The organism is Pseudomonas imperatae, assembly GCF_057128625.1.
Genome location: NZ_JBSKHP010000002.1, coordinates 165,074 through 185,894 on the forward strand (window position 1 = coordinate 165,074; position 20,821 = coordinate 185,894).

The 20,821-nt window shown below is 65.5% G+C and carries 26 protein-coding genes; 11 read left to right on the forward strand and 15 right to left on the reverse strand.

The window, feature by feature from the left end; genetic code table 11:
* Positions 1-31 precede the first annotated feature (31 nt).
* Positions 32-886, forward strand: a complete 855-nt coding sequence (locus tag ACWKWX_RS03410; RefSeq protein WP_476300183.1) for a sulfurtransferase — start codon at positions 32-34, stop codon at positions 884-886.
* Here the strand turns inward: ACWKWX_RS03410 and ACWKWX_RS03415 are convergent.
* From ACWKWX_RS03415 to ACWKWX_RS03440, 6 genes are all read right to left on the reverse strand, one after another.
* On the reverse strand, positions 859-1,719 hold the full coding sequence (locus ACWKWX_RS03415) for a helix-turn-helix domain-containing protein (RefSeq protein WP_483827026.1): 861 nt from the start codon (positions 1,717-1,719) through the stop codon (positions 859-861). The two genes, ACWKWX_RS03410 and ACWKWX_RS03415, sit on opposite strands and share 28 nt — an antisense overlap.
* Positions 1,698-2,702 carry a hydrolase gene (locus ACWKWX_RS03420; RefSeq protein WP_416427369.1) on the reverse strand — a complete coding sequence of 335 codons (1,005 nt, stop codon included), beginning with the start codon at positions 2,700-2,702 and terminating at the stop codon, positions 1,698-1,700. Before ACWKWX_RS03420 ends, ACWKWX_RS03415 begins: the two co-directional genes overlap by 22 nt.
* Before the next feature lie 60 nt (positions 2,703-2,762).
* A complete protein-coding gene (locus tag ACWKWX_RS03425; RefSeq protein ID WP_483827027.1) occupies positions 2,763-2,906 on the reverse strand; it encodes a hypothetical protein in 144 nt (47 codons plus the stop codon).
* A gap of 189 nt (positions 2,907-3,095) precedes the next feature.
* The gene (rsmD, locus tag ACWKWX_RS03430) at positions 3,096-3,686 is read right to left on the reverse strand and encodes a 16S rRNA (guanine(966)-N(2))-methyltransferase RsmD (RefSeq protein WP_476300176.1); all 591 of its coding nucleotides are present in this window, start codon (positions 3,684-3,686) and stop codon (positions 3,096-3,098) included.
* Entirely contained in the window at positions 3,686-5,143 is a 1,458-nt protein-coding gene (locus ACWKWX_RS03435; protein ID WP_473004779.1) for a M16 family metallopeptidase, read from the reverse strand. Before ACWKWX_RS03435 ends, rsmD begins: the two co-directional genes overlap by 1 nt.
* On the reverse strand, positions 5,136-6,491 hold the full coding sequence (locus ACWKWX_RS03440; RefSeq protein ID WP_416427365.1) for a M16 family metallopeptidase: 1,356 nt from the start codon (positions 6,489-6,491) through the stop codon (positions 5,136-5,138). The genes ACWKWX_RS03435 and ACWKWX_RS03440 overlap by 8 nt, the downstream gene beginning before the upstream one ends.
* A 232-nt stretch (positions 6,492-6,723) precedes the next feature.
* Between ACWKWX_RS03440 and ftsY the strand changes: the two genes are divergently transcribed.
* The 6 genes from ftsY (at position 6,724) to ACWKWX_RS03470 (ending at position 11,648) form a co-directional block, all read left to right on the forward strand.
* Positions 6,724-8,274, forward strand: a complete 1,551-nt coding sequence (ftsY, locus tag ACWKWX_RS03445) for a signal recognition particle-docking protein FtsY (RefSeq protein ID WP_483827028.1) — start codon at positions 6,724-6,726, stop codon at positions 8,272-8,274.
* The gene (gene ftsE / locus ACWKWX_RS03450; protein WP_416427363.1) at positions 8,271-8,942 is read left to right on the forward strand and encodes a cell division ATP-binding protein FtsE; all 672 of its coding nucleotides are present in this window, start codon (positions 8,271-8,273) and stop codon (positions 8,940-8,942) included. The genes ftsY and ftsE overlap by 4 nt, the downstream gene beginning before the upstream one ends.
* Positions 8,939-9,964, forward strand: a complete 1,026-nt coding sequence (gene ftsX / locus ACWKWX_RS03455; protein ID WP_416427362.1) for a permease-like cell division protein FtsX — start codon at positions 8,939-8,941, stop codon at positions 9,962-9,964. Before ftsE ends, ftsX begins: the two co-directional genes overlap by 4 nt.
* Before the next feature lie 128 nt (positions 9,965-10,092).
* Positions 10,093-10,947, forward strand: a complete 855-nt coding sequence (gene rpoH, locus ACWKWX_RS03460) for an RNA polymerase sigma factor RpoH (protein WP_027980159.1) — start codon at positions 10,093-10,095, stop codon at positions 10,945-10,947.
* A gap of 178 nt (positions 10,948-11,125) precedes the next feature.
* Complete coding sequence (locus ACWKWX_RS03465; protein ID WP_483827029.1) at positions 11,126-11,365, forward strand: type II toxin-antitoxin system RelB/DinJ family antitoxin; 240 nt, start codon at positions 11,126-11,128, stop codon at positions 11,363-11,365.
* On the forward strand, positions 11,355-11,648 hold the full coding sequence (locus ACWKWX_RS03470) for a type II toxin-antitoxin system RelE family toxin (protein WP_483827030.1): 294 nt from the start codon (positions 11,355-11,357) through the stop codon (positions 11,646-11,648). Before ACWKWX_RS03465 ends, ACWKWX_RS03470 begins: the two co-directional genes overlap by 11 nt.
* A 72-nt stretch (positions 11,649-11,720) precedes the next feature.
* Here ACWKWX_RS03470 and mtgA read toward each other — a convergent pair whose 3' ends face one another.
* Positions 11,721-12,446 (reverse strand): monofunctional biosynthetic peptidoglycan transglycosylase, encoded by a 726-nt coding sequence (gene mtgA, locus ACWKWX_RS03475; protein WP_483827112.1) that lies wholly within the window; start codon positions 12,444-12,446, stop codon positions 11,721-11,723.
* Between the two features lie 69 nt (positions 12,447-12,515).
* Between mtgA and ACWKWX_RS03480 the strand changes: the two genes are divergently transcribed.
* The 4 genes from ACWKWX_RS03480 (at position 12,516) to trmB (ending at position 14,767) form a co-directional block, all read left to right on the forward strand.
* Positions 12,516-12,893, forward strand: coding sequence for a DUF423 domain-containing protein (locus ACWKWX_RS03480; protein ID WP_483827031.1), 378 nt, complete (start codon positions 12,516-12,518; stop codon positions 12,891-12,893).
* 83 nt (positions 12,894-12,976) lie between these two features.
* On the forward strand, positions 12,977-13,177 hold the full coding sequence (gene thiS, locus ACWKWX_RS03485; RefSeq protein WP_416427360.1) for a sulfur carrier protein ThiS: 201 nt from the start codon (positions 12,977-12,979) through the stop codon (positions 13,175-13,177).
* Positions 13,178-13,223: 46 nt separating this feature from the next.
* Complete coding sequence (locus ACWKWX_RS03490; RefSeq protein ID WP_027980163.1) at positions 13,224-14,018, forward strand: thiazole synthase; 795 nt, start codon at positions 13,224-13,226, stop codon at positions 14,016-14,018.
* Positions 14,019-14,119: 101 nt separating this feature from the next.
* The gene (trmB, locus tag ACWKWX_RS03495; RefSeq protein ID WP_416427490.1) at positions 14,120-14,767 is read left to right on the forward strand and encodes a tRNA (guanosine(46)-N7)-methyltransferase TrmB; all 648 of its coding nucleotides are present in this window, start codon (positions 14,120-14,122) and stop codon (positions 14,765-14,767) included.
* 91 nt (positions 14,768-14,858) lie between these two features.
* Here trmB and ACWKWX_RS03500 read toward each other — a convergent pair whose 3' ends face one another.
* The 8 genes from ACWKWX_RS03500 to proC form a co-directional block, all read right to left on the reverse strand.
* Positions 14,859-15,182, reverse strand: coding sequence for a DUF3392 domain-containing protein (locus tag ACWKWX_RS03500; RefSeq protein WP_416427358.1), 324 nt, complete (start codon positions 15,180-15,182; stop codon positions 14,859-14,861).
* Positions 15,183-15,191: 9 nt separating this feature from the next.
* Positions 15,192-16,394, reverse strand: coding sequence for a radical SAM family heme chaperone HemW (gene hemW / locus ACWKWX_RS03505; protein WP_483827032.1), 1,203 nt, complete (start codon positions 16,392-16,394; stop codon positions 15,192-15,194).
* Positions 16,391-16,984, reverse strand: coding sequence for an RdgB/HAM1 family non-canonical purine NTP pyrophosphatase (gene rdgB, locus ACWKWX_RS03510; RefSeq protein ID WP_416427355.1), 594 nt, complete (start codon positions 16,982-16,984; stop codon positions 16,391-16,393). The genes hemW and rdgB overlap by 4 nt, the downstream gene beginning before the upstream one ends.
* A complete protein-coding gene (locus ACWKWX_RS03515) occupies positions 16,981-17,418 on the reverse strand; it encodes a DUF4426 domain-containing protein (protein WP_416427354.1) in 438 nt (145 codons plus the stop codon). Before ACWKWX_RS03515 ends, rdgB begins: the two co-directional genes overlap by 4 nt.
* 24 nt (positions 17,419-17,442) lie before the next feature.
* Positions 17,443-18,063, reverse strand: coding sequence for a methionine biosynthesis protein MetW (metW, locus tag ACWKWX_RS03520; protein ID WP_416427353.1), 621 nt, complete (start codon positions 18,061-18,063; stop codon positions 17,443-17,445).
* A 7-nt stretch (positions 18,064-18,070) separates the two neighbouring features.
* On the reverse strand, positions 18,071-19,210 hold the full coding sequence (metX, locus tag ACWKWX_RS03525; RefSeq protein WP_416427352.1) for a homoserine O-succinyltransferase MetX: 1,140 nt from the start codon (positions 19,208-19,210) through the stop codon (positions 18,071-18,073).
* A gap of 179 nt (positions 19,211-19,389) precedes the next feature.
* Positions 19,390-19,980: a YggT family protein gene (locus ACWKWX_RS03530; protein ID WP_483827033.1), complete on the reverse strand. Its 591-nt coding sequence runs from the start codon at positions 19,978-19,980 to the stop codon at positions 19,390-19,392.
* Between the two features lie 9 nt (positions 19,981-19,989).
* On the reverse strand, positions 19,990-20,808 hold the full coding sequence (gene proC, locus ACWKWX_RS03535; protein WP_483827034.1) for a pyrroline-5-carboxylate reductase: 819 nt from the start codon (positions 20,806-20,808) through the stop codon (positions 19,990-19,992).
* Positions 20,809-20,821: the final 13 nt, after the last annotated feature.

A 20,821-nucleotide genomic window follows, 5' to 3' on the forward strand; every position in this document is an offset into this window, starting at 1 on the left:
CGTTAACTGTTCATATCCCAGGGAGGCTGCCATGCCCATCGCGCAATTGATCACCCCCCAGCAACTGGCTGCTCGCCTCGAGCAACCGGGGCTGGTGGTGCTGGACTGTCGTTTTGCACTGGAAGACCCGGACTACGGCCAGCGCAGCTACGCCGAGGGGCATATCGCCGGGGCGCACTTCGCCGACCTTGAGCGTGACCTGAGCGGCCGCGTGGTCAAGGGCGTGACCGGGCGCCACCCGCTGCCGGAGCCGGGCCGCCTGCTGGAGCGCCTGCAACAGTGGGGCATCAATGCCGACAGCGAGGTGGTGCTGTATGACGACGGCCCCGGCGCCTTCGCTGCACGCGCCTGGTGGCTGCTGGCCTGGCTGGGCAAGCGCAGTGGCGTGGCGATCCTCGACGGTGGCCTGAAGGCCTGGCACGCCGCCGGCCTGCCGCTGAGCCTCGACGCCCCGCACACCACGCCGGGGCACCTGCATGGCAAGCCCGATGCACAGCTGGTGGTGACCGCCCGGCAACTGCAGGAGCGCCTGGGCCAGCCCGAACTGACCTTGCTCGATGCCCGCGCATTGCCGCGGTTTCGTGGCGAAGTGGAACCCATCGACCCGGTGGCCGGGCATATCCCGGGCGCGCAGTGCGCAGCCTTCACCGACAACCTGGGGCCCGATGGCCGCTTCCTGCCGGCGGACACGCTCAAGCAGCGCTTCGCCGAGAAGCTGGGCGGGCGCCCCGTGGAGTCGCTGGTGGCGTACTGCGGTTCGGGCGTGACTGCCTGCCATAACCTGTTCGCCTTGTGCCTGGCCGGCTACCCGCTGGCGCCGTTGTACGCCGGTTCGTGGAGCGAGTGGATCACCGACGCTCAGCGGCCGCTGGCCAAGGGCGACTGAGCCCCGGCGTCGCGATAGGCCCGCGGCCCCACGCCGTAGACCTTCTTGAATTGCCGGCTCAGGTGGCTCTGGTCGGCAAACCCCAACTGCGTGGCCACCGCCAGCGGCAGGCAGCCCTCGCGCAGCAGCGCCCGGGCGCGGGCGATGCGTTGCTGCATCAGCCAGGCGTGGGGCGGCAGGCCGGTGGCCTTGCGGAAGCAGCGGGCGAAATGGAAGGGTGAAAGGTGCACCGCGGCCGCCAGTGCTTCCAGTGAAGGCGGCTCGGCCAGTTGCGTCAGCAGCAGGTCCTTGGCCCGGGCGATGGCCTGGGGCTCGCGCCCGATCCTGGTGGGCACCCGCACCTTGGCGTGACGGGCGAACAGCGCCACTACCATCTCCCGCCACAAGGTCTGTTGCTCAAGGGCCTGGCCGTTGTGCTCCAGCAGTTGGTGCAAGCTGTAGAAGCCGCTGACCAGGTCCGGGTCGCGGTACAGGGTCTCGCTGAACGACGGCGTGGCGCTGCTGCTGATGTCCAGCTCCTGCAGCAGGCTTTCCAGGCGCGCGTTCTGTGGGTAAAACGCCCGGTACAGCCAGCCCTGGTCGTGGCCCTTGCTGCCGGTGTGTACCTCGTCGGGGTTGATCAGCACCAGGGTGCCGCTGGGCGCCAGGTGGTCGGCGCCACGGTAGCGATAACGCTGGGCGCCGCTGACGATCATGCCGATGACGAAGCCGTCGTGCACATGGGGCACGAAGCGCTGCTCGATGTAGCGCGCCGACAGCAACTCCACCCCCGCCAGCGGTGGCGTTTGCCAGAAGTGGATCGACTCCTGGCTCATGCCAGTGCCGTCAGCCATTGGGGGATGCGACGTTCCAGGTAGTAAGCGGGCTTGCGCAGGCTGCCCTCGACGAAGCCCACGTGGCCGCCGTGCTCGTGCAGCTCGAAGGTGATGCTGGGCGACAGTTCGTTGGCCTGGGGCAGGCTGTGGCGGAACACGAAGGGATCGTCGGCGGCCTGGATGATCAGCGTGGGCGTGGCGATGGCTGCCAGGTAGTAGCCGCTGGACGAGCGCCGATAGTAGTCGTGGGCGTCGGTGAAGCCGTTGAGCGGCGCGGTGACCTTGCCGTCGAAGTCCCAGAAGGTGCGCAGGTTCTTTAGCGGCCCCAGGTTGCTCAGGGTTGCCAGGCCATCGTGCTTGCCTTCGTGCAGGAAGCGCCGCTGCTTGTCCTTCACGTAGGCCAGCATCTCGCGCATGAAGTGCGCCTGGTACACCTTGGAGAAGCCCATGGCGATGCGGTCGGCGCACTGGTCCAGGCGGAAGGGCACCGAGACCGCTACCGCCCCCTGCAGCTCGCTGTTTGCGCCCACTTCGCCCAGGTGCTTGAGCAGGATGTTGGCGCCCAGCGAATAGCCGGCGGCGAACAGCGGCGCCATGGGCCGACGGCTGCGCAGGTGGGCGATGACCTCCGCCAGGTCCTCGCTGCTGCCCGAGTGATAGCTGCGCGCCAGCAGGTTGGGTTCGCCCGAGCAGCCGCGCCAGTTCAACGCCACGCTGGCCCAGCCCTGGGCCGCCAGCGCACGTTGCAGGCCGACCACGTAGGGCGAGTTCGACGAGCCGGTGAGTCCGTGAAGGACCAGCACCAGGGGGCTGTCGGCGCTGTGCGGGCCATGCCAGTCCAGGTCCATGAAGTCGCCATCGGCCAGCCACAGGCGTTGGCGTTCACGTTGCAGGGGGGGCTGACGGCGCAACACCGGGCCCCAGAGGGTTTGCAAATGCGGGTTGCCCAGCCCCGTGGCGGGGTGGAAAGGCGCAGCAGCCTGCGCGGTAGACGTGTGCACGGGTGTTTCTTCCTCCAGTAACCCGGCTAAGTTGCCACAATCGTCGCCGCCTGTATCGGCCTATTTATTGCCGGATAGCGGCAGGGTGGCCGGACTACCGTGGGACCATTGTTTGATGCCCGGGGCGCTGGAGCCCAGTGCATGGCCCACGGCCAGGCCAACGCCAAGCACCACGATGAGGATCGAAAGGTGTGGCGTGCTCATGAAATATCGCCTGGAGGCTTTGCTGGCCAGGACGCGTAGCGCATAGGGCTGTGGCTTGGGGAACATCACGGTTGCACCTCGTGATCGATGGATGACGAGGGGCAGGGTCTTGCAAGCGGGGAGGGTGGAGGGGGTACATATATGTAGCCGCTGCCTGCGGCAGCGGCTACGCGGTTGCGAAAGGCAGTATCAGCCGCGCTGCCACAGGGCGTAGTAGACCTGGCCGGCCTTCTTCTCGCGGTGCAGGCGCCAGTTGCCCGGCAGCTCCAGGGTGGAGGGCGGCGTCTCGCTTTCGGTGTAGACCCAGGCGTGCTCGCTCAGCCAGCCACGGCTTTCCAGCAGCGCGCAGGCGGCAGGCAGCAGGTTCTGGTGGAACGGCGGGTCGAGGAACACCAGGTCGAAGGCGCTGGCCGCCTGGGTTTCCAGGTAGCGCAGGGCGTCGCTTTGCAGCAGCTGGCCGGTGGCGCAGTTGAGCAGGTCGAGGTTGGCCCGCAGGCTGGCGATGGCCTGGGCATTGCTGTCCAGCGCCAGGCCCATGCTGGCGCCACGGGACAGGGCCTCCAGGTACAGGGCGCCGCTGCCGCAGAACGGGTCCAGCACCTTGGCGCCGTTGACGTAGGCCGCCAGCCAGTTGAACAGGGTTTCACGCACCCGGTCCGGCGTGGGGCGCAGGCCCGGGCCGTCGGGGAAGCTCAGCTTGCGGCTGCGCCATTGGCCGCCAATGATGCGCAGCTGGCCCTGGCCGTTGTGTTTCACAGGTTTTGCAGGGGGATGTGCCATTAATGCTCCGGAACGCCCATGGGTTGTTCCTGGGGTTTGTCTGTAGGGGGTGGCAGCGGTTTCTGCGCCACGGTGGGGCCAGCGGTGACAATCACCAGCTTGTCGGCGTCCAGGTGGCGGTTCATGGCGGCCTTGACCTGCTCGATGGTCAGGTCCTGGGACTGCTGCATGAAGTCTTCCAGAAAGCTCAGGGGCAGATTATAGAAGCCAATGGCCCCCAATTGCCCGACGATGCTCGAATTGCTTGCCGTGGACAGCGGGAAGCTGCCGGCCAGCTCGCGCTTGGCGGCATCCAGTTCCTGCTGGGTAGGGCCGGTTTTCAGGTAGTCACGCAGGATGTCCTGCACCAGCTTGAGGGTGCCTTCGCTGAGTTCGGCGCGGGTCTGCAGGCTGATGGAGAACGGCCCGCGGGCCTGCATCGGGGTGAAGCCCGAATAGATACCGTAGGTCAGGCCGCGCTTTTCCCGCACTTCACTCATCAGGCGGGTGCCGAAGGTGCCGCCGCCCAGGATCTGGTTGCCCATGGACAGTGCCGCGTAGTCGGGGTCGTCGCGGGTGATGCCCAGCTCGGCCAGCAGCATGGTGGTCTGCTTGGAGGGGAATTCGAGGTGGGTAAGGCCGGGCTTGGGCGCCTGGGGTTCGGGCATCAGCGCCAGGGCTGGGCCCTTGGGCAGTGCCGACGAGACCTGCTCGGCGATTTTTTCCGCTTCCTCCCGCGACAGGTCGCCGACCAGGGCGATCACCGTGTTGCCAGCCGCGTAGGCGCGGTTGTGGAAGGCGCGCAGCTGCTGGGCGTTGATGGCATTTATGGACTTGGCGTCACCGTCGCTGGGGTGCGCGTACGGATGGTCGCCGTACAGGCGGCTGAACAGCTCGTTGCCCGCCAGCTTGCCGGGGCTCTGCTTCTGGTACTGGAAGCTGGCCAGCAGCTGGTTCTTGATGCGGGCCATGGAGTCGGCAGGGAAGGTCGGCTTGCCCACCACCTCGGCGAACAGTTTCAGCGCCGGCTCGCGTTTGTCGGGCGCGCTGAGGCTGCGCAGCGAGGCGATGGCCATGTCGCGGTAGGCGCCGTTGGCGAAGTCCGCGCCCAAGCCTTCGAAGCCCTGGGCGATGGCCTCGACGTTCTTGCCGGCCACGCCTTCATTGAGCATGGCGTTGGTCAGCAGGCCGATGCCCGGGGTTTTCTGGTCCTGGCTGCTGCCGGCGGCGAAGGTCAGGCGCAGGTCGAACATGGGCAGCTGGTGCGCTTCGACGAACATCACCTTGGAGCCGGCGGCGGTGCGCCAGGTCTGGATGTCCATCAGGCGGTGGCTGGGCGCCTTGCCGTCCAGTTCCTTCAGGGTCTGCAGGTTGTCCAGCGGCGCCGGGGCTTCGGCGGCCAGCGCCTGGCCGGTGACCAGCGCGGCCAGCAGCGCCACGCCCAGCAGGGCGCGGCGGGGTGAGTTGCGCTTATTCATGCGCCGATTCCTCTGGCAGTACGTGGGCGACGCTCAGGCGCGACCGGGTGAAATAGGTACGGGCAGCGTTCTGGATGTCCTGGGGGGTGACGCTCTTGATGTCATCCAGTTCGGTGTCCATCAGCTTCCACGACAGGCCCACGGTTTCCAGCTGGCCAATGGTGGTGGCCTGGCTGCTGATGGAATCGCGCTCATACACCAGCCCGGCAATGACCTGGGCGCGCACGCGCTCGAGTTCCTCGGCGGTGGGCGGCTTGGTCTTGAGCTGGTCCAGCAGGCGCCAGAAACCTTTCTCGACGTCGGCCAGGGTCTTTTTCTTCTGGGTATTGGGCGTGGCCGACAACATGAACAGGCTGTCGCCGCGGGTGAACGGGTTGTAGCTGGCGGAGGCGCCGGTGACCAGTTCCTCGCCGCGCTCCAGCTGGGTGGACAGGCGCGCGCTGTAGCCGCCGTCCAGCAGCGCCGAGATCAGCCGCAGGGCCTGGGCGTCGCGTGGGTTGGCGGCGGTGGCCAGGCCCGGCACGTTGAAGCCGTAGACCACGCTGGGCAGCTCGGTCTTGACGTGCAGGGTGATCTGCCGCTCGCCAGGCTCGGCCAGCTCCAGCGGGAGCTTGCTGGGCGGCGTGTCGCGCCGGGCTATGCTGCCGAAGAAGCGCTGGGCCAGGGCCTTGACCTGGTCTGGGGTGACGTCGCCGACCACCACCAGGGTGGCGTTGTTGGGCACGTACCAGGCCTTGTACCAGGCGCGCAGCTCGTCGATTTTCATGCGGTCGAGGTCAGCCATCCAGCCGATGGTCGGCGTGTGGTAGCCGCTGGCCGGGTAGGCCATGGCCTTGAACAGCTCGAAGGCCTTGGCGCTGGGCTTGTCGTCGGTGCGCATGCGCCGCTCTTCCTTGATCACCTCGATCTCGCGGCTGAACTCGTCGGCCGGCAGCTTCAAGGTGGCCATGCGGTCGGCTTCCAGCTCCAGGGACACCGGCAGGCGGTCCTTGGCCAGCACCTGGTAGAAGGCGGTGTAGTCGTCGCTGGTGAAGGCGTTCTCCTCGGCGCCCAGGTCGCGCAGCACCCGCGAGGCCTCGCCGGGGCCGAGTTTCTCGCTGCCCTTGAACATCATGTGTTCCAGGGCGTGGGACAGGCCGGTCTGGCCCGGCGTCTCGTAGCTGGAGCCGACCTTGTACCAGATCTGCGAAACCACCACCGGCGCGCGATGGTCTTCGCGCACCACGACCTTCAGGCCGTTGTCGAGGGTGAACTCGGTGGTGGGTTGGGGATCGGCGGCCAAGGCGGCAAATGGCAGACAAACCGAGCTGAGCAGCAGGCCGGCGGCACGGCGGGCTAGAGCATTCATTCGTTTTTTAACCTGTCGGACTGCCCGCTTGGTCTTAGCGTCCACGGGCGAGGAGGTGCTAGGATACTGATCCGGTTACCTGGCGACCATGCCTGGTTGCAGAGAATGGCCTGCGGGCTCTCTACAAAATGTTGCGCATGAACGAGCCGGGAAAAATACAGTCTGTTCTGCGTTATTAGAATTTCCTGAGGCGCCGCTCTGGCGCGTCGCTACCTTGAGATAGCCGTCTTCCATGTTTGGTTCCAACGACGACAAAAAGTCCCCCGAAAAGAAAGGCCTGTTCGGCTGGCTGCGCAAAAAGCCTGCGCAAGAAGCGGTCGAGCAGCCCAAAGCCCCTGAAACCGTCGCTCCCGAGACCATCGTCGAGGTAGCGCCGGAGCCCGTACTGGCACCTGTACCGCCCGTGGTGGCGCAGCCTGAACCCGTGCCCGTGCCCGTGCCCGTGCCTGCGCCTGCGCCGGTGGTGCTGGAGTTGCCGGTGCCGGAAGAGCCGGTGGCCCTGGTCCCGGACCTGGAGCCCCATGCGCCGCCGCCGATCGCACCGGTCGCCGAGGCCCCGGTGGTTGTGCCGGTGATCGAGCCAGAGGTTGTGCCTGAGCCGGTAGTAGTCGTGCCCGAGCCTGTGGTCGCGCCTTCGGTGCCTGAGCCGGTGGTGGTTGCGCCTGCGCCTGCGCCAGCGCCAGCCCCAGCGCCGCAACCAGAGCCGGTTGCCGTCGTCGCCCCGGTGGTAGCGCCTGCACCTGTGCCGGAGCCCGTGGTTGCCGCCCCGGCCCCCGTTGCCGCGGTCGAGCCCCAGCCTGAACCTGTCCCGGAGCCAGCCCCGCAGCCAGCCGCCCAGACCGAAGCCGCCAAGGTCGGCTTCTTCGCCCGCCTCAAGCAGGGCCTGGCCAAGACCAGCGCCAGCCTGGGCGAGGGCATGGCCAGCCTGTTCATGGGCAAGAAGGTCATCGACGACGACCTGCTGGAAGAGATCGAGACTCGCCTGCTGACCGCCGACGTCGGCGTCGAGGCCACCTCGGTGATCGTCCAGAGCCTGACCCAGAAGGTGGCGCGCAAGCAGCTGGCCGACAGCGACGCGCTGTACAAGTCGCTGCAGGGCGAGCTGACCGACCTGCTGCGCCCGGTGGAGCAGCCGCTGAAGATCGAGTCGCAGAACAAGCCGTTCGTGATCCTGGTGGTCGGCGTCAACGGCGCCGGCAAGACCACCACCATCGGCAAGCTGGCCAAGAAGCTGCAGCTGGAAGGCAAGAAGGTCATGCTGGCCGCCGGTGACACCTTCCGTGCCGCTGCCGTCGAGCAGCTGCAGGTGTGGGGCGAGCGCAACAAGATCCCGGTCATCGCCCAGCACACCGGCGCCGACTCGGCCTCGGTGATCTTCGACGCCGTGCAGGCCGCCAAGGCCCGTGGCATCGACGTGCTGATCGCCGACACCGCCGGCCGCCTGCACACTAAAGACAACCTGATGGAAGAGCTGAAGAAGGTGCGCCGGGTCATCGGCAAGCTGGACGCCGACGCGCCGCACGAAGTGCTGCTGGTGCTGGACGCTGGCACCGGGCAGAACGCCATCAACCAGGCCAAGCAGTTCAACAACACCGTGGCCCTGACCGGCCTGGCCCTGACCAAGCTCGACGGTACCGCCAAGGGCGGCGTGATCTTCGCCCTGGCCAAGCAGTTCGGCCTGCCTATCCGCTACATCGGCGTGGGCGAAGGCATCGACGACCTGCGTACCTTTGAAGCAGAACCCTTTGTCCAGGCACTGTTTGCCGAGCGGGAGCGTTCATGATTCGTTTCGAACAGGTCGGTAAGCGCTATCCGAACGGACACGTCGGCTTGCATGAGCTGAGCTTTCGAGTGCGTCGCGGCGAGTTTCTGTTTGTAACCGGGCACTCCGGTGCCGGTAAAAGTACCCTGTTGCGCCTGCTGCTGGCGATGGAACGGCCCACCTCCGGCAAGCTGCTGCTGGCCGGCCAGGACCTGGGCCAGATCAGCAACTCGCAGATCCCGTTCCTGCGCCGCCAGATCGGCGTGGTGTTCCAGAACCACCAGTTGCTGTTCGACCGCACGGTGTTCAACAACATTGCCCTGCCGCTGCAGATTCTCGGGCTGTCCAAGCCCGAGATCGCCAAGCGCGTGGACTCGGCGCTCGAACGCGTGTCGCTGTCCGACAAGGGCGAGCTCTACCCGGGCGACCTATCCACCGGCCAGCAACAACGCGTCGGTATCGCCCGGGCCATCGTTCACCGCCCGGCCTTGCTGCTGGCGGACGAACCCACCGGTAACCTCGACCCACGGCTGGCAGCGGAAATCATGGGTGTATTCGAAGACATCAACCGGCTGGGCACCAGCGTGCTGATCGCCAGCCACGACCTGGCGCTGATCGCGCGCATGCGCCATCGCATGCTGACCCTGCAGCGCGGCCGCCTGATCGGCGACGGGGAGGCAGCAGAATGAGCTCCACCCGCAGCCCCAAGGTCACCGACCGCGTAGCCCCCAAGGCCGCCGAGCCGCCACCGTCGAAGCAGCAGAAGCAGCAGGAAGACGACGGCCCGGACTTCGCCACCCTGTTCAAGGCGTGGGTGGAAAGCCACCGCGCCAGCCTCAAGGACAGCCTCAAGCGCCTGGGCAAGCAGCCTATCGGCAGCTTCTTCACCTGCCTGGTAATGGCCGTGGCCCTGAGCCTGCCCATGGGCCTGTCGCTGCTGCTCAAGAACGTCGAGCGCCTGGGCGGCTCGTGGCAGCGTGCGGCGCAGATCTCCCTGTACCTGGACATGAACGCCAGCAACCGCGACGGCGACGCCCTGGTCACCCAGATCAAGGGCCTGAACGGCGTGGCCGATGCCGAGTTCATCAGCAAGGACAAGGCCCTCACCGAGTTCCAGCAGCAGTCGGGCCTTGGTGAAGCGCTGAAGGAACTGCCCGACAACCCGCTGCCCGGCGTGGTGGTGGTGACCCCGCTGGAGATCGACAAGGCCGCGCTGGAGGCCCTGCGCTCGCAACTGGCCGACCTGCCCAAGGTGCAACAGGCGCAGCTTGACCTGGTGTGGGTGGAGCGCCTGGCGGCCATCCTCAAGCTGGGCGACCGCTTCGTCTTCGGCCTGACCGTGCTGCTGGTATCGGCGCTGTTGCTGGTGGTGGGCAATACCATTCGTCTGCACATCGAGAACCGCCGCACGGAAATCGAGGTCATCAAGTTGGTGGGCGGTACAGACGCCTACGTGCGTAGGCCGTTTCTCTACATGGGGGCGATTTATGGCTTGGGCGGCGGCGTTTTTGCCTGGGGCGTGCTGGCTTTCGGCCTGGATTGGCTGAATGACGCCGTCGTAGGGCTTTCCGGGCTGTATGGCAGTGATTTTGCCTTGGCCGGTGTTCCGTCGTCCGATGGTCTGTCGCTCTTGCTAGGTGCCTTGTTGTTGGGGTATATCGGTGCGTGGATTGCGGTAGCCCGCCATTTGCGAGAGCTCGCTCCTCGGTAATATTTTGAAATATTTCGTGTGCCAGCATTGACCTTTGGTGAAATTAACTTTAGGGAACTTGTTTAGCGGTTCCCGGTCTATGCGTCTGTGCTTTAATGCACAAATTCGTGAGTCGGAGGTTTTTTCGTATGACCACTTCTTTGCAACCTGCGTATGCCTTGGTCCCGGGTCAGAACCTGGAAGCCTATGTGCACACGGTGAACAGCATTCCATTGCTGACGCCGGAGCAGGAGCGTGAACTGGCCGAGAGTCTCTACTATGAGCAGGATCTTGGGGCGGCTCGGCAGATGGTGCTCGCCCACCTGCGTTTCGTCGTGCACATCGCACGCAGCTATTCGGGGTACGGCCTGGCACAGGCCGACCTGATCCAGGAAGGTAACGTCGGCCTGATGAAGGCCGTGAAGCGCTTCAACCCGGAAATGGGCGTACGCCTGGTGTCCTTTGCCGTGCACTGGATCAAGGCGGAAATCCACGAGTTCATCCTGCGCAACTGGCGCATCGTCAAGGTGGCTACCACCAAGGCCCAGCGCAAGTTGTTCTTCAACCTGCGCAGCCAGAAGAAGCGCCTGGCCTGGTTGAACAACGAGGAAGTCCACCGCGTGGCCGAAAGCCTGGGCGTGGAGCCGCGTGAAGTGCGCGAGATGGAAAGCCGCCTGACCGGCCATGACATGGCCTTCGACCCGGCCGCGGAAGCGGACGACGACAGCGCCTTCCAATCGCCGGCCAACTACCTGGAAGACCACCGCTACGACCCGGCGCGCCAGCTGGAGGATGCCGACTGGAGCGACAACTCCAACAGCAACCTGCACGAAGCCCTGGAAGTGCTGGACGACCGCAGCCGTGACATCCTCTACCAGCGCTGGCTGGCCGAGGAAAAGGCCACGCTGCACGAGCTGGCCGAGAAGTACAACGTGTCGGCGGAGCGTATCCGCCAGCTCGAGAAGAGCGCGATGAACAAGCTGAAGGTCTCGATCGCAGCCTGATTCACCCGCTTGATCAAAAAGCCCCGGCCATGTGCCGGGGCTTTTTTTGTGGGCGAAGATGACGCGGCCTGGCGGCCGCTGCTACGAGAGGACGTTTGACCATCGGGCGGTCGGTGGTTGTACTGCGCGCGCAAATGCTTCAATGTAAAGACTAATGTCATTACATCGGATGGCGGTCATGGCCTCAATCAATGTGCGTATCGACGACGATCTCAAGGCTCGTGCCTATCGCGAACTCGAGAAATTGGGCGTCACCCCTTCAGAGCTGATGCGCCAGGCGCTGCAATATGTTGCCGAGCGCGGGCAACTGCCTTTCAAACCCGTGCTGCTGACCGATGATGATGAGGCGTTGCTCGCAACCGTGCGGGAGCGGCTTGCATCCCCGCAACGCGTCAAGGTTTCGCTGGATGACTTATAGCCTTGAGTTCGATGCCCGGGCGCTGAAGGAGTGGCAGAAGCTGGGGGATACGATCCGCCAGCAGATGAAGAAAAAGCTCGCAGAGGTCTTACTGAATCCACGTGTTGAAGCCAATCGCCTGAGTGCTTTGCCGGACTGCTACAAAATCAAATTGCGAAGCTCTGGTTATCGCTTGGTCTACCAAGTAATTGATCGCGAAGTCGTGGTTTTCGTGGTGGCAGTAGACAAGCGCGAGCATGACCAGGTTTACCGCAAGGCCGCAGATAGAATTGGCCGCGGGTAGCAGCTGCCGCCAGGCTGCGTCCGCGGCGCACGCGCTCTGTCAGTTATATTGCGTTGCCTGTGAATCGGCGTCTCACATCGCCCAAGGCGTCGCACTGCGCGAATGGTTGAGGTCGGTCAGGTAGGCCGAGCCGCCCAGCTGCCCCATCTGCGTGCGAATCCAGCCGGCGCGGCGGGCCACGTAGGTGCTCGGGTGGCTGGCGCTCCACACCCGCGGGTTGGGCAGCACGGCGGCCAGCAGGCTGGCCTGCTGGGTGGACAGGCTGCCGGCGCCGACGCCGAAGTGGTGGCGGGCAGCCGCCTCGGCACCGAACACGCCGTCGTCCCATTCCACGCTATTGAGGTACACCTCGAGAATCCGCTGCTTGGACCAGAACGTCTCGATCAGCGCGGTGAACCAGGCCTCCAGCGCCTTGCGGAAGTAGCTGCGGCCCGACCACAGGAACAGGTTCTTCGCCACCTGCTGGCTGAGGGTGCTGGCGCCGCGAATGGAGCCACCGCGTTCGTTGTGCAGGAAGGCCGCCTGCATGGCGTCGAAATCAAAGCCCCAGTGCTGGGCGAAGCGCTGGTCTTCGCCGGCGATGACGGCGATTTTCAGCGAGTCGGAGATTTCGTCGTAGGAGCGCCAGCTGCGCTGCAGGTCGATGGGCTCGCCGTCCGTCCAGGACTCGACCTTGCGTTCCACCATCAGCATGGTCCCGGGCGGCGGCACGAAGCGAAACAGCACCACCAGCAGGACGCTGCCGACGACGAACCAGATCGCCACTTTACGCAGCAGGGTGAACACGGAATTGAGCATGGATGACTTGGCCGGGCGCATTGAGCGGGCCATTATACAGACCCTGTGCCAACGAACCGGAGTTCCTGGATGCTGCGACAATTTCTCATGCTGGCTGCCTTTTTCGGATTCACCGGGGTAGGGCTGGGCGCGTTCGCCGCCCATGGCCTCAAGGATCGTTTGAGCAGCGACTACCTGGCGGTGTTCCACACCGGGGTCAACTATCAACTCATTCACGCCCTGGCGCTGCTGGCCGTGGCCGTGCTCAGCGTGCAGGTGCCCAGCCGCCTGGTGAACGCTGCGGGAGTAATGTTCTGCATCGGTATCGTGCTGTTCTCCGGCAGTCTCTACCTGCTGACGCTCAGCGGCGTGCGCGTGTTCGGCGTGATCACCCCGTTCGGCGGCCTGTCATTCCTGGCTGGCTGGGCCTGCCTGGGCATGGCTGCCTGGAACCTGGGCAAGGCGTGAGACGAATGGGCCGCGTTTGTGTTGGTCGCCAGCGGCGAACGGGCTAGAATGCCAGCCCCTTTGAAATGATGGCTGCTGCCTGCATGCACATTCAGTTGAACGGTGAATCCTTTGAATTGCCCGACGGCGAGACCGTCGCGGCGCTGTTGACCCGCCTGGAGCTGACCGGCCGCCGGGTCGCGGTGGAACTGAACCTGGATATCGTGCCGCGCAGCCAGCACGAAGCCACTGCCCTGCGCGAAGGCGACCAGGTCGAAGTGGTGCACGCCATCGGTGGCGGCTGACTGCCGCCGCCTTCCACCGCCCCTTCAACCCCCGAGAGGAACGACGATGAGCAATCCGCGTACCGACAAGCCCTTCATCCTGGCTGGCCGCACCTTCGAATCGCGTCTGCTGGTAGGCACCGGCAAGTACCGCGACCTGGAAGAAACCCGCCTGGCCATCGAAGCCTCGGGGGCCGAGATCGTCACCGTGGCGGTGCGCCGCACCAACATCGGCCAGAACCCTGGCGAGCCGAACCTGCTGGACGTGCTACCGCCGGACCGCTACACCATCCTGCCCAACACCGCCGGCTGCTACGACGCCGTGGAAGCGGTGCGCACCTGCCGCCTGGCCCGTGAGCTGCTCGACGGCCACAACCTGGTGAAGCTGGAAGTGCTGGCCGACCAGAAAACCCTGTTCCCCAACGTGATTGAAACCATCAAGGCCGCCGAAGTGCTGGTCAAGGACGGTTTCGACGTGATGGTGTACACCAGCGATGACCCGATCATCGCCCGCCAGCTGGCCGAGATCGGCTGCATCGCCGTGATGCCGCTGGCCGGCCTGATCGGCACCGGCCTGGGCATCTGCAACCCCTACAACCTGCAGATCATCCTGGAAGAAGCCAAGGTGCCGGTACTGGTCGACGCCGGCGTGGGCACCGCCTCCGACGCCACCATCGCCATGGAACTGGGCTGCGAGGCCGTGTTGATGAACTCGGCCATCGCCCACGCCCAGGACCCGATCATGATGGCCGGTGCCATGAAGCACGCCATCGTCGCCGGGCGCATGGCCTACCTGGCCGGCCGCATGCCGAAAAAACTCTATGCCAGCGCATCTTCGCCGCTGGATGGTCTGATCAAGTAAGAGCCACCATGACTGAACCGCAAGATACCCCGACCCCGGAAAACGACGACGTGCAGGGCGAGGGCGAGCAGCGCCAACACCGCGCCATCAAGAGCTTCGTGATGCGCGCCGGGCGCATGACCGAAGGCCAGCAGCGCGGCCTGGACCAGGGCGCGCCACTGTTCGTGCTGCCCCTGGCCGACGCGCCGGTGGACTACGACCAGGTGTTTGGCCGCAGTGCCCCGCGCACCGTAGAAATCGGCTTCGGCATGGGCCACTCGCTGCTGGAAATGGCCGCTGCGGCGCCCGACCAGGACTTCATCGGCATCGAAGTACACCGTCCGGGCGTGGGTGCACTGCTCAACGGCGTGCTCACCCAGGGCCTGAAGAACCTGCGCGTGTACGACACCGACGCCATCGAAGTGCTCAAGCGCTGCATCGCCGACAACAGCCTGGACCGCCTGATGCTGTTCTTCCCGGACCCATGGCACAAGAGCCGCCACCACAAGCGCCGCATCGTGCAGCCGGCGTTCGCCGAACTGGTACGCAGCAAGCTGAAGGTAGGGGGTGTGCTGCACATGGCCACCGACTGGGAACCCTATGCCGAGTACATGCTGGAAGTGATGAACGTGGCGCCTGGGTATCGCAACCTGGCCGAAGACGGCAAGTGCGTGCCACGCCCGGCCGAGCGGCCGATCACCAAGTTCGAGCGCCGCGGTGAGCGCCTGGGCCATGGTGTGTGGGACCTGAAGTTCGAAAAGCTCGACTGATACCCCCCGTAGCAGCGGCCCTTAGGCCGCGTCCGGCATCAACACGGTGTTGCGCCGGACGCGGCCTAAGGGCCGCTGCTACGGGGTCAGGTTATTTGCGGTCGGCGACTACGCCCAGTATCACCAGCACCACCAACAGCACCGGCGCCAGGCTGTAGTTGTTGAACTGGCTCAACCCCTTCACCACCCACGGCGTGGCATAGATCAGCGCCGCGCCGCTGCCGATGCAGCACACCAGCGCCATCACCGGTACGCGCAGCGCGCCGGCGATACCCCCCAGGCGGGCGTCCAGCCAGGCCTTGATATCCGCACCGAACAGCACCAGCAGGCAGCCCACCAGCGCCAGGGCGATTTCCGACAGGTTGCCACGGCTCCAGCGGGACGCCGTAGCCAGCAGGTTCAACACTAATTCCATGGTCAATCCTTAGGTCAAGAAGTACTGCAGCAGGTCGTTGAGGAACAGCTGGCCTTGGGGCGTGGCGACCAGGCGCGACGGTTCGACCTGCAAAAGGCCTTTTTGTTCGGCCTGCCGGCGCCCCTCGTCCAGGCTTTCCAGGGTCAGGCCGGTGCGTTGCGGGTACAGCTGCGCTTCAACGCCGGCGGTCAGGCGCAGGGCGTTCATCAGAAACTCGAACGGCAGCTCATCCAGCGCCAGCAGTTTCTCGCCGGCCTGGAACGGCTTGGCCGGGTTCAGGTAGTCCTTGGGCAGCCGGGTCTTCCAGGTGCGCACGATGCGCCCGTCCGGGTGGCTGAGCTTACCGTGGGCACCGGCGCCAATGCCGATGAAATCACCGAAGCTCCAGTAGTTCAGGTTGTGCCGCGCGGCCTTGCCCGGCTGGGCGTAGGCCGACACTTCGTATTGGCTGTAACCGTGCTCGGCCAACAGTGCCTGGCCGGCTTCCTGGATGTCCCACAGGGTGTCGTCTTCAGGCAGCACCGGCGGCTGGTTCCAGAACACCGTGTTGGGCTCCAGGGTCAGCTGGTACCAGGACAGGTGCGTGGGTTTCAGCGCGATGGCCTGGCGCAGGTCGTCCAGCGCTTCTTCCAGGGACTGGTCGGGCAGGCCGTGCATCAGGTCCAGGTTGAAGTTGTCGAAGCCGGCCTGGCGCGCCATGTCGGCGGCGCGGATGGCCTCGTCGCCGTTGTGGATGCGCCCCAGGGCTTCCAGCTTGCTGGCCTGGAAGCTCTGGATGCCGATGGACAGGCGGTTGATACCCAGCTGCCGATAGGCGCGGAATTTCTCCTGCTCGAAGGTGCCCGGGTTGGCTTCCAGGGTGATCTCGATGTCGGGCGCGAACGGAATGCGCTGCTCTACGCCCTCCAGCAGCCGCCCCAGCGCCTTGGCGCTGAACAGGCTGGGCGTGCCGCCACCGAAGAAGATCGAGCTCAGGGGGCGCCCGTAGGCGGCCGGCAGGTCGATGTCCAGGTCGGCCAGCAGGGCGTCCACGTACTCTTCTTCTGGCAGCTCCGGGCTGGCAGCGTGGGAGTTGAAGTCGCAGTACGGGCATTTGCGCACACACCACGGGATATGGATGTACAGGGCCAGGGGCGGCAGCACGGGCAGCGGCGCCCGCGGTGCTACCGAGGAAAAACCATCCTCACCGGCAAACAGCGTGGTGGTGGTCATGCAAGGCCCAGGCGTTGACGCAGGATGGCCATGGCGCGGGCGCGGTGGCTCAGCTGGTTTTTTTCCACCGGGCTCAGCTCGGCGCTCGAGCAGTCGCGCTCGGGCACCCAGAACAGTGGGTCGTAGCCAAAGCCATGGTCGCCGCTGGCGGCGTGCAGGATGCGCCCGTGCCACAGGCCTTCGCACAAGATGGGCAGCGGGTCATCGGCGTGGCGCACCAAGGCCAGCACGCAGACGAACTGCGCGCCGCGTTCGGCGTCCGGCACGTCTTTCAGGGCGTCCAGCAGCTTGGCGTTGTTGGCCGCGTCGCCCTTGCCGTCGGCGTAACGCGCCGAGTAGATGCCCGGCGCACCGCCGAGGAAGTCCACCGCCAGGCCCGAGTCGTCGGCCAGGGCCGGCAGGCCGGACAGGCGCGAGGCGTTGCGGGCCTTGAGGATGGCATTCTCGACGAACGACAGGCCGGTCTCTTCCGGCTCTACCTGGCTGAATTCGCCCACCGAGCGCAGCTGCACGCTGCCGCCCAGCATGGCCTGGAGTTCCTTGAGTTTGCCGGCGTTGTGGCTGGCCAGCACGAGTTGCGTGAAGTTCATGAGTCGCCCGGGAAGAGTTCTTGGTCGAAGGTCAGGCGGTGTTCGTCACCGGCCGCCTTGACGCTCAGGTCAAAGGTATAGGTCGCGTCCTGCGGAATCTGGAACTGTGTAACGTAGGACACGGCGCCCTGTTCGGTTACCTGGGTGAAGGTCAGCTGCTCTTTCTTGCCGCCCGGCCCGCTGACGGTGCCGCTGATGGCGGCGGGGAAGGACTTGCCGGCCTTTTCCAGTGCCACGTTGAGCACGCCCAGGTTTTTGCCGCGCAGCAGCCCTGCAGCCTTGGCGATGCCTGGCTGGAGGATGCTGGAGGTGATCGCATTGTAATGCACCGTCAGCTCGCCGAACTGTTCCTGGCGGTTGTCCCTGGCCGCATCGGCGGCGAAGGCCGGCAGGGCGAGGCAGCAGGTAAGCAGGAGCAGGGCGAGCTGGCGCATGATCGATCTCCGTGGGTGGGCAGGTCACACCGCCAGGCGATGCTCCTGCAGGCCCGGGCTGTTGACCCGGTAGATGCCGATTTCACCCAACAGATTAGGCCACAGTTTGCTCGCCCAGCCATGCCTGTGCTGGTGGTCTACCGCCAGACGGTCGAGGACCTGGGCGCTGCGCTCGCGGCACAGCTCCTCGAAGTCCTCGAAGGTGCAGAAGTGGATGTTCGGCGTGTTGTACCAGGTATACGGCAGGAATTCCGACACCGGCATGCGGCCGTTGCGGGCCAGGTACCAGCGGCAGCGCCAGTGGCCGAAGTTGGGGAAGGTGATGATGCACTGGCGGCCCACGCGCAGCATCTCGTCGAGGATGCGGTCGGGGTATTCCACGGCCTGCAGCGCCTGGGTCATCACCACCACGTCGAAGCTGTTGCTGGCGAAGTTGCCCAGGCCCTTGTCCAGGTCCTGCTCGATGACGTTGATGCCCTTGCGCACGCACTCGTTGATGTTGGCGGCGTCGATTTCCAGGCCGTAGCCGGTCACCTGCTTGTTGTCGCGCAGCCAGGCCAGCAGCTCACCGTCGCCGCAACCGAGGTCGAGCACGCGGCTGCCGGCCGGAATCCAGTCCTGGATGATTTCAAGATCGGCTCTCATGGCTTCCTCAGATCGCAATTCGGTTCATGTAGCGGGTGAAGGCCTGCAGGTAGCGCGGGATCGGGATCAGGAAGGCGTCATGGCCTTGCGGGGCGTCGATCTCCAGGTAGCAGACGTTCTTGCGCGCGGCCATCAGCGCGTCGACGATCTCCCGCGAACGGGCCGGGGAGAAGCGCCAGTCGGTGGTGAACGACATCACGCAGAAGTCGGCCGTGGCGTGCTTGAAGGTCTCGGCCAGGTCGTCGCCGTGCTGGGCGGCCGGGTCGAAGTAGTCCAGCGCCTTGGTCATCAGCAGGTAGGTGTTGGCGTCGAAACGCCCGGAGAACTCTTCGCCCTGGTAGCGCAGGTAGCTTTCCACCTGGAATTCCACGCTGTGGAAGTCGTAGTTGAGCTTCTCGCTCTTCAGGCCACGGCCGAATTTCTCGCCCATGGAGTCGTCCGACAGGTAGGTGATATGGCCCACCATGCGCGCCAGCATCAGCCCGCGCTTGGGGATGACCCCGGCTTCCTGGAACGAACCGCCGTGGAACTCGGGGTCGGTGAGGATGGCCTGGCGCGCCACTTCGTTGAAGGCGATGTTCTGCGCCGATAGCTTGGGCGCCGAGGCGATGGCCACGCAATGGCGCACGCGGTCGGGGTAGGTGATGGTCCACTGCTGGGCCTGCATGCCGCCCAGGCTGCCACCGACCACGGCGGCCCACTGGTGGATGCCCAGGTAGTCGGCCAGGCGCGCCTGGCTGTGCACCCAGTCTTCCACGGTCAGCACCGGGAAATCGGCGCCAAACGGCTTGCCGGTGTCCGGGTTGATGCTGCTGGGGCCGGTGGAGCCGTTGCAACCGCCAAGGTTGTTGAGGCTCACCACGAAGAACTTGTTGGTGTCGATCGGCTTGCCGGGGCCGATGCAGCTGTCCCACCAGCCGGGCTTGCGGTCAGCGGCCGAGTGGTAGCCGGCGGCATGATGGTGCCCCGACAGCGCGTGGCAGATGAGGATCGCGTTGCTGGCGGCGGCGTTGAGCTGGCCGTAGGTTTCGTAGATGAGGTCGTAGGCGTTCAGCGCGCGGCCACAGGCAAGGGCCAGGGGTTCGCTGAAGTGGGCTATTTGCGGTGTGACTAAACCGACGGAATCTTCGGGGAAGACAGTGGACATCGACCCTGCTCTCGCATAAATGAGGCGTAAGTCTAAAGAGCGGGGGGGCTAGCGGCAAGCAATGGAATTGCGGGGCTTGTTGACCTTGTGGGAGCTGGCTTGCCAGCGAGCTTTTCAGCGCCTTAAAAGCTCGCTGGCAAGCCAGCTCCCACAATCCTCAGCCTATGGCTTCGGAATGATCAGATCAGCATGCGCAGCACGCCCGGCATCAGGGTCATGGCCGCCAGGTTGTTGATCACCAGCATGTCCAGCAGCTTGAGCACCATGAACGCCAGGATCGGCGAGATATCCAGGCCACCCAGGTTGGGCAGGATGCGGCGGAACGGCGCCAGGGCCGGTTCGCAGATCTGGTTGACCAGCTCGGCGCCCGGGTTGTGGCTGCCCGGCGCTACCCACGAGAGGATCACGCTGATGATCAGGGCGTAGAAGAAGATCTTCAGGAACAGCGCGGTGACGCCAATGATCGACCAGATCAGCAGCTGCAGCGGGTTGCCGGTGGTGCCGTAGGCCAGCAGCAGCGTCAGGCCCATGACGATCAGCTGGATAACGATGGCCAGCAGCAGCGACGACATGTCCAGCCCGAACAGGCTGGGCACGATGCGGCGGATAGGCTTGAGCAGCGGCTGGGTGGCGCGCACCGCGAACTGGCTCAGCGGGTTGTAGAAGTCGGCGCGCACCAGTTGCAGCACGAAGCGCAACAGCACGATCAGCAGGTACAGGCTGCCGACGGTTTGAATGATGTAGATACCTGCGGTGTTCAATCCGATCATGTCGGCTCCTTACTTGCCCAGTTGTTCGGCCATTTCGGCCGAGCGGTGTGCAGCGGCGCCCAGCGCCTTTTCCACCAGGGCTTCGAAACCACCGGCCTGGAACGATTTGATTGCAGCTTCGGTAGTGCCGGCCGGCGAGGTGACGCGGCGGCGCAGCTCGGCGGCGTCGACGTCGCTGGAAACCGCCATGTGGGCGGCGCCCAGGGCGGTCTGCAGCGTCAGTTGGGCAGCGGTCTCGCGTGGCAGGCCAAGCTTCTCGCCGGCGGCGGTCATGGCTTCGATCAGCAGGAAGAAGTACGCCGGGCCGCTGCCCGAGACGGCGGTGACGGCGTCCAGTTGCTGTTCTTCGTCCAGCCACAGGGCGATGCCCACGGCCGACAGCAGTGCCTCGGCCTGCTGGCGTTGCTGCTCCGTGACCTGTGCGGTGGCGTACAGGCCGCTGACGCCCTGGCGCAGCAGCGCCGGGGTGTTGGGCATGCAGCGCACGATGGGCTGCTGGCCCAGCCACTGGGTCATGCTGGCGCAGGTGATGCCGGCGGCGATGGAAACCACCACCTGGTTGGGCGCAAGGCTGGGGCGCAGGGCCTCGCACACGGCCTTCATGGCCTGCGGCTTGACCGCCAGCACCACCACGTCGGCGCCTGCCACGGCTTGGCCGTTGTCGGCGAAGGTTTCGATGCCGTGTTCGGCGCTGATGCGCGCGCGGGTCTCTTCGCCCGGGTCGCTGGCGCGGATCTGCTGTGCTTCCAGGCCTTGGGCGCGCAGGCCGCCGATCAGGCTGGCGGCCATGTTGCCGGCGCCGATAAACGCAATACGAGTCTTGCTCATGTCAGGTCCTTGA